This window comes from Paraburkholderia bengalensis (assembly GCF_037126505.1).
Taxonomy (GTDB): domain Bacteria; phylum Pseudomonadota; class Gammaproteobacteria; order Burkholderiales; family Burkholderiaceae; genus Paraburkholderia; species Paraburkholderia bengalensis.
The window spans coordinates 1-13,805 of record NZ_JACFYJ010000081.1 but is presented as its reverse complement, the minus strand read 5'-3'; the positions used below and the strand labels follow the sequence as shown (position 1 = coordinate 13,805).

The 13,805-nt window shown below is 64.5% G+C and carries 13 protein-coding genes and 2 tRNA genes; 11 read left to right on the top strand and 4 right to left on the bottom strand.

Annotated features, from left to right (window positions below; all coding sequences use genetic code 11):
• Positions 1 to 3: 3 nt before the first annotated feature.
• Positions 4 to 75: transfer RNA gene (locus H3V53_RS32695), tRNA-Arg, on the bottom strand.
• A 194-nt stretch (positions 76 to 269) separates the two neighbouring features.
• Entirely contained in the window at positions 270 to 1,100 is an 831-nt protein-coding gene (locus H3V53_RS32690; RefSeq protein WP_054924941.1) for an undecaprenyl-diphosphate phosphatase, read from the bottom strand.
• Positions 1,101 to 1,677: 577 nt separating this feature from the next.
• On the opposite strand from H3V53_RS32690, the gene H3V53_RS32685 reads away from it, so the two are divergent.
• From H3V53_RS32685 to H3V53_RS32665, 5 genes are all read left to right on the top strand, one after another.
• Complete coding sequence (locus H3V53_RS32685) at positions 1,678 to 2,595, top strand: aldose epimerase family protein (RefSeq protein ID WP_336601373.1); 918 nt, start codon at positions 1,678 to 1,680, stop codon at positions 2,593 to 2,595.
• Positions 2,596 to 2,746: 151 nt separating this feature from the next.
• Positions 2,747 to 3,469, top strand: coding sequence for a peptidoglycan DD-metalloendopeptidase family protein (locus tag H3V53_RS32680; protein ID WP_336601372.1), 723 nt, complete (start codon positions 2,747 to 2,749; stop codon positions 3,467 to 3,469).
• A gap of 246 nt (positions 3,470 to 3,715) precedes the next feature.
• The gene (locus tag H3V53_RS32675; RefSeq protein ID WP_336601371.1) at positions 3,716 to 4,045 is read left to right on the top strand and encodes a hypothetical protein; all 330 of its coding nucleotides are present in this window, start codon (positions 3,716 to 3,718) and stop codon (positions 4,043 to 4,045) included.
• A 627-nt stretch (positions 4,046 to 4,672) separates the two neighbouring features.
• Complete coding sequence (locus H3V53_RS32670; RefSeq protein ID WP_336601370.1) at positions 4,673 to 4,981, top strand: DUF2288 domain-containing protein; 309 nt, start codon at positions 4,673 to 4,675, stop codon at positions 4,979 to 4,981.
• 80 nt (positions 4,982 to 5,061) lie between these two features.
• A complete protein-coding gene (locus tag H3V53_RS32665; protein ID WP_336601392.1) occupies positions 5,062 to 6,444 on the top strand; it encodes an MATE family efflux transporter in 1,383 nt (460 codons plus the stop codon).
• A 125-nt stretch (positions 6,445 to 6,569) separates the two neighbouring features.
• Here H3V53_RS32665 and H3V53_RS32660 read toward each other — a convergent pair whose 3' ends face one another.
• Positions 6,570 to 6,746 carry a hypothetical protein gene (locus H3V53_RS32660; protein ID WP_336601369.1) on the bottom strand — a complete coding sequence of 59 codons (177 nt, stop codon included), beginning with the start codon at positions 6,744 to 6,746 and terminating at the stop codon, positions 6,570 to 6,572.
• Positions 6,747 to 6,912: 166 nt separating this feature from the next.
• Between H3V53_RS32660 and H3V53_RS32655 the strand changes: the two genes are divergently transcribed.
• The 5 genes from H3V53_RS32655 (at position 6,913) to H3V53_RS32635 (ending at position 9,392) form a co-directional block, all read left to right on the top strand.
• Complete coding sequence (locus H3V53_RS32655) at positions 6,913 to 7,086, top strand: hypothetical protein (RefSeq protein ID WP_336601368.1); 174 nt, start codon at positions 6,913 to 6,915, stop codon at positions 7,084 to 7,086.
• A 328-nt stretch (positions 7,087 to 7,414) separates the two neighbouring features.
• Positions 7,415 to 7,573: a DUF3309 family protein gene (locus H3V53_RS32650; RefSeq protein ID WP_336601367.1), complete on the top strand. Its 159-nt coding sequence runs from the start codon at positions 7,415 to 7,417 to the stop codon at positions 7,571 to 7,573.
• Between the two features lie 91 nt (positions 7,574 to 7,664).
• Positions 7,665 to 7,741 (top strand) — tRNA-Pro (locus H3V53_RS32645).
• Between the two features lie 192 nt (positions 7,742 to 7,933).
• The gene (locus H3V53_RS32640) at positions 7,934 to 8,392 is read left to right on the top strand and encodes a histidine phosphatase family protein (RefSeq protein ID WP_054924947.1); all 459 of its coding nucleotides are present in this window, start codon (positions 7,934 to 7,936) and stop codon (positions 8,390 to 8,392) included.
• A gap of 184 nt (positions 8,393 to 8,576) precedes the next feature.
• Positions 8,577 to 9,392: a GNAT family N-acetyltransferase gene (locus H3V53_RS32635; protein WP_336601366.1), complete on the top strand. Its 816-nt coding sequence runs from the start codon at positions 8,577 to 8,579 to the stop codon at positions 9,390 to 9,392.
• Positions 9,393 to 9,568: 176 nt separating this feature from the next.
• Here H3V53_RS32635 and ppx read toward each other — a convergent pair whose 3' ends face one another.
• Complete coding sequence (gene ppx, locus H3V53_RS32630) at positions 9,569 to 11,134, bottom strand: exopolyphosphatase (protein ID WP_336601365.1); 1,566 nt, start codon at positions 11,132 to 11,134, stop codon at positions 9,569 to 9,571.
• Between the two features lie 223 nt (positions 11,135 to 11,357).
• Here ppx and ppk1 point away from each other — a divergent pair, with 223 nt between their 5' ends.
• A complete protein-coding gene (gene ppk1 / locus H3V53_RS32625; protein WP_336601364.1) occupies positions 11,358 to 13,421 on the top strand; it encodes a polyphosphate kinase 1 in 2,064 nt (687 codons plus the stop codon).
• The last annotated feature ends 384 nt before the right edge of the window (positions 13,422 to 13,805 follow it).

The window sequence follows — 13,805 nt, the reverse complement described above, 5'->3', positions numbered from 1 at the left end:
GGCCCCCCCCACGAGGAATCGAACCTCGATTTCAGGTTTAGAAGACCCGTGTTCTATCCGTTGAACTATGGGGAGGCGAAACCGGAATTTTAACCTGGCCGAGCGAGGCTTAAGTTGCCGGCTAGCAGTGCATTTGGCAGGTTCGTCAGACTCGGCAGATTTACGCGCTTCGGCCGACGCAGCGCCCGAAACGCTCAAGGAAAGCCCGCAAAGAAAAGGCCCGGCCGCAAAGCGCCGGGCCCGCGAGTATAACCGATCGTGCCCTGCAGTTACACCGGCTGCGGGTGCGTGATGAACCAGCCGAGAAACACCAGGCCCGCGATCACGCAATAGACGCCGAACGACGCAAGCCGGCCTCGTCCTTCGAAATAGCGCATCAGGAATCGCACGCTCAGATACGCGGCAATCGCGGTCAGCACGCCGCCGAGCAGCGCGTCGGCGAGCTGGCCGGGCGCGTGAAAGAGCTTCGGCAATTCGAGCACGCCCGCGGCGAAAATGATGGGGGTGCCGAGCAGGAACGAAAACTCGGCGGCCTTTTCGGCGGTGAGGCCCGCGCCGTTGCCCGCGATCATCGTCAGGCCGCTGCGCGAGAAGCCCGGGATCAGCGCACCCACCTGCGCGAGGCCGACAAAGAATGCCTGCTTGAACGTCAGCTTCTCCGGCGCGCGATGGGCGCGCGCCCGCTGCAGACGATCGCCGAGCCACAGCAGAATGCCGTTGACGATCAGCGCGATGGCGACGATGCGCAGATCGTGAAAGACGCGCTCAAGGCGCTTTTCGAGCAGGAGGCCCACCAGACCCGCTGGAATCGTCCCGATGATGAGCGCCCACATCATATGGCCATCGTCGTTGCGGCGGCCCGCCAGCGACGCGAAAAAGCCCCTTACGAGCGCGACCCAGCGCTCACGGAAGTACCACAGAAGCGCGAGCGCCGTACCCAGATGCAGCGCGACGAGAAACGGCAGCAGCTGCGGCGCGTGCTTGTCGATATGCATGCCGAACAGAGCAGGAATGAGCAGCGTGTGGCCAAGGCTGCTCACGGGAAACAGTTCCGTGACGCCTTGCAGCACGCTCAAAAAGATCAAAAACGACAGGCTCACGCGGTCGGTCCTTTTGAAAAGTGGGGAAGTTGAACAGCTTGCCGGAGCACGAGGTCCGGCATCTGAAGGCGCGTCGATTATGCAGGGCCGACCCGGACGCGCCAAGGACAAAAATTCGCTTTTGGCGGAATCTTGCGGCATTGCAGCAGATTCGAAAGCATGTTTACGCGGATGAAAGCAAAAAGGCCCGCCGGGAAGGCGGGCCTGCGTGCGGAGGCTGCGTGGACCGTCGGTACGCGCCGACGGCTCAACGTGGAATCTCGGCGCCCCGTGTCAGCGTGTAAATTTATAGAAGAAATAAATCGTACTGCCCGTAAACATGCCGAACAGTGCCACGCTCATTGCCATTGCGAGATCCATCGCCCCTCCTGAAAACCGAGTGATAGCATCCGGCCGCGACCGGTCTGGAAGCACATTATCGGTCGCGCTGACTGTGCGGTAACACCCGCAATTTCCCGGGAAGGGTTTCCCCGTAGCGCAAAGCGGAGCAAAATCGGCGTTCGCCGCGGCCGTCGCGCCATAATTGTGCAAGCCCGAGCGGCCACCCTCTTCTCAACCGCCTTCAATCGTCACTGCCATGCCTCAATTCCAGTCACAGGACATCATCGAGATCGCACACGGCGCTTCCTTGCTGCGCATCGCACCGCAGGCGGGCGGCCGCCTGCTGTCATGGGACATCGACGGCCAGTCGGTGATCTTCTGGCCCGAGCACGCGGACTGGAGCCAGCCGGCACGCGTGCGCGGCGGCAATCCGCTGCTGTTTCCGTTTCTCGGCCGTCATTTCGTCGACGGCCAGATCGGGCGCTGGAAGGACGAGCACGGCACCGTGCGCGAACTGCCGATGCACGGCTTCGCGCGCGACCTTCCGTTCGAGGCGAGCGTCGACGAAGCGGCACGCTCGGTCACCATGACGCTCACCGACAGCGACGCGACGCGCGCCGGCTATCCGTTCAGCTTCCGCTTCGAGGCGAAGTACACGCTCACCGACGCGCACACGCTCGACGTCGAATTGATCACGACCAACACGCGCGCGGCCGGCGGCGCGCCGCTGCCCTACTATGCGGGCCACCACTTCTACTTCGCGCTGCCGCACGCGCAGCGCGGCGAAACGGTACTCGAACTGCCGCGCACGGTGCGCCGCCATCAGTTGCCCGACGGCGCGATCACGCCGGGCGAGGCGGGCGAGCCGGATTACCGCCTCGACGATCCTCGCATCATGGACCGCTTCCATTGTCTCGATGGCGCGCCCGATCATCTCGTGCGCATGGTGGCGCTGGGGCTGAACCGCAGCATCACGATCGACCTGCAGCGGCCCGGCTCGGTGCCCTGGTTCGCCGTCACGACGTGGACAGAGAAACCAGAGTCGGACTTCTTCTGCGTCGAGCCGTGGCTGGGACTGCCCGACGCGATCCACAACGGCCAGGGCCTGCGCTGGCTGGAACCGGGCGATACGGAAACGGCGGCGCTGCGCATCGTCGTCGGTACGTTGCCCTGATCGCCGCGCTTCCTTCACGCGATGCGCGGCCTGCGCGTCGCGCTCCGACGGGACTCGAAAACGGGTGGCGCCTTGCAAAACCGTTAGAATCTGGCGTTTTGCATCTGCCGCGTGATCGGGATCGGCGCGCGGCGGCGTCTTGCGAGGTCCAATGTTGACAACAAGAATCAGACGGCTGGTCTGCCTGTCGATCACGGCAGCACTGGCCGCATGCGGCTCGGCTCCCGTGGGACCGGGCTACTATCGCGTCGAACGGGGCGACACGCTGTACAAGATCGCGCGCAGCAACCGCGCGTCGGTGCAGAGCATCGTGCGCTGGAACAACCTGTCGAACCCCGATTCGATCGAGGTCGGTCAAGTGCTGCGCGTCGCGCCGCCGCCGGGCATGGCGACGGCGAGCACGGGTGCGGCGCGCAGCGGCAGCAGCGCGGGCGCTTCGGCCGGTTCTTCGGCGAGTGCGTCGTCTTCACGCAGCGCGGCCGCCGATACGCCTTCGACGCCAGCTCAGTCGATTTCGCTGGTCTGGCCGGCAAGCGGCAATGTGATCCGCGGCTTCGACGGCAACAATTCGAAGGGCATCGATATCGCCAATGCCGCAGGCACGCCCGTGTTCGCGGCGGCGGGCGGCACCGTCGTATATGCGAGCAACGGCCTGCGCGGCTACGGCAATCTGCTCATCATCAAGCACAACGCCGACTACCTGACCGCGTACGCGCACAACCGCGCGCTGCTCGTGAAGGAAGGCGAAACGGTGCAGCAAGGCCAGAAGATCGCCGAAATGGGCGATTCCGACAACGATCGCGTGATGCTGCATTTCGAGCTGCGTTACGCGGGCCGTTCGATCGATCCGGCACGCTCGCTGCCGCCGCGCTGACGCGCGTCATCGGCGCCGGGCATCGCGCGGGTGGCGACGGCGGTGGCGACTGCGGGTACACAGCTGTGCTGCGATCGGGGGCGGCAACATTTGACGCTCGCGGCCCGACGCGCCCGGATCACGCAATTCGCGTGCGGGAACCCAACGGGCCGCGCGCGGCTCCATCATCGATGGCGGGGGGCACGGTCCGTGCCACGTCCGCCGACAGCGCGTCGACGCGCGCAACGATACAGAGAGGACAACTCGATGAAAAACGCCCTTGCGGCAGTCCGTGCGACGGCGGCCAGCCTCGCGATCGTCTCCCTCGCGGGCCTTGCAGGCTGCGCCAGTTCCGGCTCGACGACGCTCACTTATCTGCCTAACGGCGACACCGGCTTCGCGATCAACTGCAGCGGCAGCGACGCCAGCCAGAACTGGGGCGAATGCTACAAGCGCGCGGGCGACGCGTGCGGCGCGTACGGCTACGACGTGGTCTCGAAGGACGTCGACAACGGCGGCACGGCGGGCGGCTCGCTTGGCGGCGTGCTCGGCGCCAACGTGAAAAACCGGTCGATGGTGATCCGCTGCAAGCAATGACATCGGGCGCCGTTTGTCGTCTTATCTTTACGTCGCGCGGACAAAAAAAGGCCCGGCACGAGGCCGGGCTAACGGGGGTTCGGCGCATATCGGCAAAGGACCGGTTCACCATGCGCCGAAACGAAATCTAGCAACGCCCCCCATACCCACGCAATCGATTAATTGTGCAAATAGTGTGAGTCGGCGCACGGTTCGTGCGCAAAGCGGGCGGCTCAGCCGTCAATCTGGAAACCGAATCTACCTGTTTTTCGATTGCGATACTCTCCGGGTGCATTGATCCGTTGCTTCGAAACCCAATGCGGACGGGCGTCCTGCAGCATCGTAAAAACTGCGCGGCTAAATTGTTCGGCACTGCCATCTACTGCCCATTTGTGCATTTCAGACGGATGGCTGGCATCGATGAAATTGGTGCGCCAACGCACCTTTCGGACACGAATCCCGCGGCCGATTCGTCGGATCTAACAATGCACGGGCATCGCTTTTCTGCGTATCCGGCGTATTGAACGCGCGCACAGGGCGATGAATGGCGATGACCGGCCTGGCATCGGCTATGGTTTATAGTTACGCCCGCCCGTGCCGGCGCTTGCCGCCGTCGCGCCCCGTCACGCACCGCTGTCCATCGACGTCATGACCTCCCCCTACACCCCACAAAGCCCGCTCTACCAGAAACTGCTCGGCGAAACCGCGAAAATCGGCTGGTCGGAACTCGAGCGCTTCTTCGCACGCGGCATGCTGCTGCGCGTCGCGCGCGATCTCGACCTCGTGAGCGTCGCCGAGGCGATCGCCAGCGACGACACGACGCAAGTCTCGCAATGGCTGTCGGCGGGACTCGTCGAGCGCGTGCAGTCGAACACGGCTGCCGACTTCGCGGCACGCGACCCCGAGTTGTGGGCCGTCGTCGTGTCGCCGTGGGTTTGCGTGCAGGAGCGCGGTTGAGCCACCGCGCCGACCAGGCCGGCGGCGCCGCCGCGCCCGACGCGTCGTCTGCTTCGTCGTCTGCCTCGTCGTCTGCTTCGCTGTCAGGTTCGGCGGCGGCTCCGGCTTCCGACGCCGCCCCCACGCCCGCCGTGCCTGCCCGCTGGCATCGCCGCGTACTGACGCTCGCGTTTCCGATCGTCCTCGCGAACCTGACCCAGCCGATCCTCGGCGCCGTCGATACGGCCGTCGCCGGGCATCTGGACGGCGCGTCGTATCTTGGCGGCGTCGCGCTCGGCGGGCTGTTCTTCAACTTCGTGTTCTGGGGCTTCGGCTTTCTGCGCATGGGCACGACGGGGCTCGTCGCGCAGTCGTTCGGCGCAAACGATCAGGCGGGGCTGCGCATGAACATCGTGCGCGCGCTACTGCTCGCGTTCGCGATCGGTGCGATCGTGCTGGCGCTGCAGGCTCCCCTCATCGATTTCGCGGTGCGCGCGATCGGCGGCAGCGGCGATGTGCAGCGCCACGCGCGCGCCTACTGCCACGCGCGCATCTGGGCCGCGCCACTCGCGCTCGCCAACTACGTCGTGCTGGGCTGGCTGCTGGGGACGCAGCGCGTGCGCGTCGCGCTCGCGACGCAGGTGTTTATCAACACAGTCAACATCGTCGCCGTGCTGCTGTACGTGTATGCGTTCGATTGGGGCGTGGCGGGCATCGGCGCCGCGACGGCCACAGCCGACGCGCTGGGCTTCCTGTTCGGCACGGCGCTGCTGTGGCAGATGCGTCCGCGCGGCCTGCCTGCGCTTGACCGGTCCGCGCTATTCGAGCGCGCTGCCCTCAGGCGCATGGTGACGATCAACCGCGACATCTTCGTGCGCACGATGTGCCTGCTCGGCACGTTCGCGTGGTTCGCGCATCTCGGTGCGAAACAGGGCGACGCGACGCTCGCCGCGAACGCTTTGCTGCTGAATTTCCAGACCTTCATGGCGTATGGGCTCGACGGCTTCGCGCACGCGGCGGAAGCGCTCGTCGGCGCGGCGATCGGCGCGCGCAATCGCGATGCGTTCACGCAGGCCGTCAAGGTGACGATGTTCTGGTCGGCGCTGGGCGCGCTCGCGTTTACGCTCGTCTACTGGGTCGCCGGGGCGTGGATCATCGAGCGGCTCACGGACCAGCAGGCCGTGCGCGCCACGGCAGAAGCGTTCCTGCCCTGGACCGTGCTGTCGCCCGTCATTTCCGTGTGGGGGTTTCTGCTCGACGGCGTGTTTATCGGCGCGACGCGCACGCGCGATCTGATGACATCGATGGCCGTGTCGCTGGGCGTGTTTCTGGCGGCTTCCTGGGCGCTCGCCGGCACGCACGGCAATCACGGCCTGTGGGCCGCGCTGATGATCTTCATGGCCGCGCGCGGGCTCACGCTGGCGCGGCGGCTGCCGCGTCTCGCACGCGATGTCGGACCGGAGATAGGGACGCGCCGGGGTTGACCCGCTTTCGAGCTGCGCTTGAGGTGCGCGTGAGCCGCTTTTGAGCTGCGCTTGAGCCGCGTCTGATCGCGCAAAGGCTGCGTGCCGCCGCTTTCAGCTTTGCGACGCAGCGCGATCCGCGGCGATTATTTCGGCGCGGCAGCAGGGGCGTCGATCATCGACGGCGGACGGTCGTCGGTGGGCACGCCGTGGTAGTCGGCGGGATCTTTGGGCGGCGCGTGATGATGAATGGCGGGATCATCGGCACACGCCGACAGAGCCAATAGCGAACACAGCGATGTGCAGTACAGGAAGCGTTTCATGAACTTTTCGGCCAGGATGTGGGCAACGACGGGTGACGTCGGGGCCACGAGTCTAACCGCAAAGCGCGATGCGCGCCGCCGAACAGGATCGCGCTAACTTGCCGCCACTTGCCGCGGCCGTTGTCCTACTATGTACGCATGGTTGCCGTCGTCGAAGGAGGCCGTCATGGATGCTGAATCGATCGCAGGACTGGTGGGACTCGCCGTGGGTTTGCTGGTGCTCGTCGCGCTTTCCGTATTCGAGTCGCGCACGTATCGCCGCGAACATGACGGCGAAGGCATGATGCACCACTGGCTCTCCGAACATCACATGCTCGGCAAAATGCGCCGCAGACATTAAAGCCGACTCATAAGCCGACTGAAGCCAGACGCGCTGCACTTGCGGCGCGACCGTTCTGGCCGTCGCCATCCAGGCCCGCTCCCGCGCGTCAAGTGCGCGCGCGGGTGGCACTTGCCTTGTCGCATCGGCGCGCGACTTCAACGCGCACTTCTCTCCCCTTCCGTTGCGTCCCAATTGCCGCGCTACCGGGCATACCGCTTGCTGGTTCCAAGGTCACCGGGCGCGCATCCCGCGCGCCCGACAATCCGGCCGCCGACGCGCATCGGTCACGCCTTGACGCGCGCCAAGCGGTTTCCGTTTGTGGCCCGGCCATATAAGGAGAGATAACATGACCCTCGGAACCATTCTGCTGATCGTGCTAATCCTGCTCTTGATCGGCGCCTTGCCAAGCTGGCCGTACAGCCGCGAGTGGGGCTATCGCCCGACAGGGATCGTCGGCATAGTACTCGTCGTGGTGATCGTGTTGCTGCTGATGGGCCAGTTATGACGTTTCACGCGCTGATGCGGTTTCGGTTTCTGTCATGATTCGCCGAGATTGACGCGCAGCCATCGGAGCGGATAGAATCGCGGGCTCGCGTCGGAGCGTAGCGCAGCCTGGTAGCGCATCTGATTTGGGATCAGAGGGTCGTAGGTTCGAATCCTATCGCTCCGACCACCAACACAGCCGTACAGAAACCCGCGTCGCCTTTGGTGACGCGGGTTTTTGCATTCTTGCACACCCAAAACCGCGCACACCGACCGCGCGCACCCGTCCATCCGGACACTCATCCGCGATAAAACCAAACTCCCCTCGCCTGGTGCTGTCCATACTGTCGATTGGCACGACACCCACTCTGGAGACATCGCCATGAACCTGATCCTCTGGCGCCACGCCGAAGCCGAAGACGTCGCCGCAAGCGATCTCGCCCGCCAGTTGACCACGCGCGGCCGCAAGCAGGCGCAGGCGTCGGCCAAATGGCTGCGCGCGCGCCTTCCCGACGACGCCGTGATCCTCGCCAGCCCCGCCACACGCACCGTTCAGACGGCCGAATCGCTGACCGACCAGTACCGCGTGGTGCGCGAGATCGCGCCCGACGCGAGCGTCGCCGCCGTCCTCGCCGCGGCCGGCTGGCCAGAGGGGATCGCGCCGACCGTCGTGATCGTCGGGCATCAGCCGACGCTCGGCCACGTCGCCGCACATCTGCTCGCGGGCAGCAGCGCGAGCTGGCCGATCAAGAAATCGGCGATCTGGTGGATCGAAAGCCGTCTGCGCGGCAACGACGAACAGGCCGTCCTGCGCGCCGCAATCACGTCCGATCTGGTCTGAGCCGCGCCGCACGGCCCGCGTGCCGTCAATACAACGGGCAAAAGTTCAAACGCGCCGAAGGCGGCGCGAAAGCGTAGGGCTTACGACACGTCATCGAATCGTCATAGGGTTGCCACGTGAGCGTCACCCGCCGTTACTACATTGGCGTCGAAGCGAATTTCATCTTTTCGACCAGGAACGCCACATGCGAGAACTGCCGACGCCTACTCTGCCCTTCGCATCGATCCTCGAGCCGCGCCGCCGTCTGCCCCGCACGGAAGAAACGGTTACCGCCCAGCATCGTCTGCAAGTGTCGTGGGCGCGCACCGATGAGGAGCTTCGCGAAGCACAGCGCCTGCGTTACCGCGTCTTCGCCGAGGAAATGGGCGCGCGCCTGTCGGGCCCCGCGGGCCTCGACGTCGATTCGTTCGACGCTTACTGCGATCACCTGATCGTACGCGACCTCGACACCCTCAAAGTGGTCGGCACCTACCGCGTGCTGCCGCCGCATCAGGCAGCCCGCATCGGCCGCCTGTATGCCGAAGGCGAATTCGACGTGTCGCGCCTCACGCATCTGCGCTCCAAGATGGTCGAAGTGGGCCGCTCGTGCGTGCATCCCGACTATCGCAGCGGCTCGGTGATCATGTCGTTGTGGGCAGGCCTCGGCTCGTATATGCAGCACAACGGCTACGAGACGATGCTCGGCTGCGCGAGTGTCGCGATGGCCGACGGCGGCCACTACGCGGCGAACCTGTATGCATCGCTGCAAGACGACGCGCTCACGACGCCCGAGTACCACGCATTCCCGCACACGCCGCTGCCCGTCGACGAACTGCAGACGGGTGCGAAGGTCGCACCGCCGCCGCTCATCAAGGGTTATCTGCGTCTTGGCGCCAAGATTTGCGGCGCGCCGGCGTGGGACCCCGACTTCAATACGGCCGATTTCCTGACGCTGTTCCGCCTGTCGGAGATCAATGCGCGCTATGCGCGTCATTTCCTCGGCGACGCCTTGCCGCGATAAACAGCGTTTTCCGCCGCTTTCGCCGACATCCGCGTTGCGCATTTGCGGCGCGGATGTCGGTATGAAGGGGGCCTTTGCGCTCGCACGCCTGAGCTGATCGGCTGTTTGCTTCGCGGATGTCGCGAGTTGTAAGACGCATGCTCAACGCGTACGCCGCGTAGCAGCGTCATGAGCGATCAGTCGTCCGTATACACCACGCGATACGGCGTCCGGATCTTCTCCCACTCCGCGGCTTCCTGGATCAGGCTGTAGTCGGTCAGCGGATTGTTCGCCACCCACGAATTGGGCAGCCGCACCTCATAGCCGCCATTCGCTTCCGACACGTGAATGTCCGGCAAGCCCGCGTCGGCGCGGCGACGGCAAAAGAGCGCGGCGAGCCGCAAACAGAACAGCAGCTTCCATTCGAGATCGCGCGTTTGCGCGAGCTTGCCCAGCTTGCCCGCGTGACCGACGACGAGCGCCGCGAGGCGCGCCTGGTCCGTGCGCGAGAAGCCTGGCATGTCCGCGTTGCTCGCGATATACGCGGAATGCTTGTGGTACGCGCTGTGCGCGATGGACAGCCCAATCTCGTGCAGCGCGGCCGCCCAGCCGAGAAACATGCGGTTTTCTTCGCGCGTGTCGGCGTCGGCCTCGTCGAGCTGGTTGTAGAAGTGCACCGCCAGTTCGCCGATGCGGCTCGCCTGCGCGCGATCGACGCCGTAGCGCCGCATGAAACCTTCCACCGTGACGGTGCGCATGTCCTGATGCTGCGAGCGTCCGAGCAGGTCGTACAGCACGCCCAGCCGCAGCGCGCCGTCGGTGGTGTCGACATAGTCGACGCCGAGTTCGTCGAACACGGCGATCATGATCGACAGGCCGCCCGCGAGCACGGGCACGCGATCGGGTTTGAGCGCGATGAGCTTCAGCCGGTTGACGTTTTCCGCCTTGATCAGCGCGCGCTTCAGACGTTCGAGCCCGCCGCGCGAAATGCCGTGTGTGATGCCGGGATCATTGAAACCGTTCGCCTCGATGAGTTCCGCCAGCGCGCGCGCCGTGCCCGACGAGCCGATGCCCTGCTCCCAGCCCTCGGCCTTGTAGCCGGCGGAAATGATCTGGATTTCGCGCGAGGCCGCGAGTTCGGCCTGACGCATCGTGAAGTCGTCGACGTTGCCGGCCGGAAAAAACTGGCGGCTGTGGCTCACGCAGCCGATGTACAGGCTTTCCATGCGGATCGGCGTGTAGTGCGATCCGATGATGAACTCGGTCGAGCCGCCGCCGATATCGACGACGAGCCGCTTGCCCGCGCTGGCGGGCACGGAATGCGCGGCGCCTGCATAAATCAGGCGAGCCTCTTCGCGGCCCGCGATCACTTCGATCGGAAAGCCCAGTGAGGCTTCTGCTTCGCCGAGAAATTCTTCGGCATTCTTCGCGACGCGCAGCGTGTTGGTCGCGACGGCGCGCACGTGATCGGGATGGAAGTCTCGCAGACGCTCGCCGAAGCGCTTCAGCGCATCCCAGCCGCGCACCTGCGAGGCACGGTCAAGCATCTTTTCGCGCGACAGGCCCGCTCCAAGCCGCACCGGCTCGCGCAGCGCGTCGACCTGATAGATCTGGCTGCCTGCTTCGGTTTCTTCGACGCGGCCCACGATCAGACGGAAGCTGTTCGAGCCGAGATCGACGGCGGCAAGCAGAGGCGGAGTGTTGACCATCGAGTGTGAGGATCGTATGCGCCCGAAGCGTGCGCCCGCATTCTGGGCGCGCATTGGCGCGTGGTTCAAAGTCGCCATTTTAAGCGTACTCGACATTACGCGATCACCTCGGCCATTGTCGAGCGCTATGGTCACGTACGCTTGCGTCATATTTACGACATGACGTAGCAAAAGCGTAAAATCATGACAAATGCCAAATTCATGCACCTGTCATCATACTGTGAGAATTTCCGAGCGTCCTTTCGAGTCATCTCCAGAACTTTCCTTCGCCCCGCCGATGTCCAACCGCTACCCTCTTTTGAATCGCGAGCTGGGCATTCTGGGCTTCAACGAGCGTGTGCTCGCGCAAGCTGCGGACCCGGCCGTTCCCCTACTCGAACGCTTGCGCTTCATCTGCATCACCAGCAGCAACCTCGACGAATTCTTCGAAGTCCGGATGGCCGGTCTCCAGGAGCAGATGCGCGACAATCCCGGCGCGTTGTCTCCCGATGGCATGTCGCTGCAGCATTGCTACGACCTCGTTGTCGAACGCGCGCAGAAGCTCGTGCATCGTCAGTACACGATGCTGCACGACACAGTCCTGCCCGCGCTCGAAGACGAAGGCATTTATTTTCACGGCACGGAAGCATGGAACGAGGCGCAGACGGAATGGGCGCGCAACTACTTCTTCGATGAACTATTGCCCGTCCTGACGCCCATCGGTCTCGATCCCGCACACCCGTTTCCGCGCGTGTTGAACAAGAGCCTGAATTTCGTCGTCGAGCTGGAAGGCAAGGACGCGTTCGGCCGCCAGGCTGTGATGGGCATCGTGCAGGCGCCGCGCGCGCTGCCGCGCCTCGTGCGCATGCCGCAGGACCTGTCGGGCTATCCGCATGGCTTCGTACTGCTGAGCTCGCTGCTGCAGCGCTTTGTCGGCGAGCTGTTCCCGAATCTCGCCGTGCGCAGTTGCAACCAGTTCCGCATCACGCGCAACAGCGAACTGTTCGTCGACGAAGACGAAATCACCAACTTGCGCGTCGCGCTGCAGGGCGAACTGCCCGCGCGCCACCTGGGCAACGCGGTGCGTCTCGAAGTGTCGGCGGAAACGCCCCCGCATCTCGTGCGCCGGCTGCTCGATGAAAGCGGGCTCTCGCCGAAGGATTGCTATCACGTCGACGGCCCCGTGAACCTCGTGCGTCTGATGCAGTTACCCGAGATGGTCGACCGGCCCGACCTGAAGTTCGTCCCGCACATTCCCGCCACGCCCGCGCAGATTGCCAACAGCGCGAGTCTGTTCGACGTGATCGATCAGGGCGATGTGCTGCTGCATCATCCGTACGAAAGTTTCCAGCCGGTGCTTGAACTGCTGCTGCAGGCCGCGAAAGATCCGAACGTGGTCGCGATCAAGCAGACCATCTATCGCACGGGCACCGATTCGCCGCTGATGGACGCGCTGATGCAGGCCGCGCGCAACGGCAAGGAAGTGACGGTCGTCGTGGAGCTGCTCGCGCGCTTCGACGAAGAGACGAACATCAACTGGGCGTCGCAGCTCGAAGCCGTGGGCGCGCATGTCGTGTATGGCGTGGTCGGCCACAAGTGCCACGCGAAGATGATGCTGATCGTGCGTCGCGTGTCGGAAGGCGGCAGGTCGATTCTGAAGCGCTACGCGCACCTGGGCACGGGCAACTATCATCCGCGCACGGCGCGCCTTTACACCGACTTCGGCCTGATGACGGCCGACCAGAAAATCTGCGAAGACGTGCATCACGTGTTCCAGCAACTGACGGGGATCGGCGGCGAGTTGCCGTTGCACGAGTTGTGGCAATCGCCGTTCACGCTGCATCCGAAACTCGTCGACGCGATTCGCGCCGAGGCCGAACACGCGCGCGCGGGCAAGCGGGCGCGCATCGTCGCGAAGATGAACGCGCTACTGGAGCCGACTGTCATCGCGGAGCTGTACGAGGCCTCGCAAGCAGGCGTGAAGATCGATCTGATCGTGCGGGGCGTGTGCGCGCTGCAGCCGGGCGTCGAGGGGCTGTCGGAGAACATCACAGTGCGCTCGATCGTCGGGCGGTTTCTCGAGCATCACCGGATCTTCTACTTCTACGACGACGGTCGGGAGCAGGTCTATCTGTCGAGCGCGGACTGGATGGACCGGAACTTCTTCCGGCGTGTCGAGGTGGCGTTTCCGATCAACAACCGGCGGTTGAAGCGGCGCGTCATCGCTGAAGGACTGTCGGCGTTTCTCGGCGACAACCAGGCAGCGTGGCTGATGCAGAGCGACGGGCATTATCGCCGGCGGCGGCCCGGGAAGTCTTCGCGCAATGCGCAGATGAGCTTGTTGACGAAGTTCTGCTCTTAGGTTTTCTTGTCTGCGACACCTTTTGTTTTTTTGCTTCTTCGCTCGCATCCGCGTGACGCGTTCGCGGCGCAGGCGTTGCCGGTGTGTGTTTGCCCTTTGCGCGGGCATCCGCGATGGCGCCTTCACAGCGCGGGCTTTGCCGGTGTGTGATTGCCCTTTGCGCGGGCATCCGGGTTAGCGCCTTCGCGGCGCAGGCATTGCCGATGTGTGATTGCCCTTTGCGCGGGCATCCGCAATGCGCCTTCGCGGCGCAGGCTTTGCCGGTGTGTGTTTGCCCTTTGCGCGGGCATCCGCGATAGCGCCTCGCGGCGCAGGCGTTGCCCCTGTGCGGGGCGGCACCTACTTTTCTTTGCCGCCGCAAAGAAAAGTAGGCAAAAGAAAGCG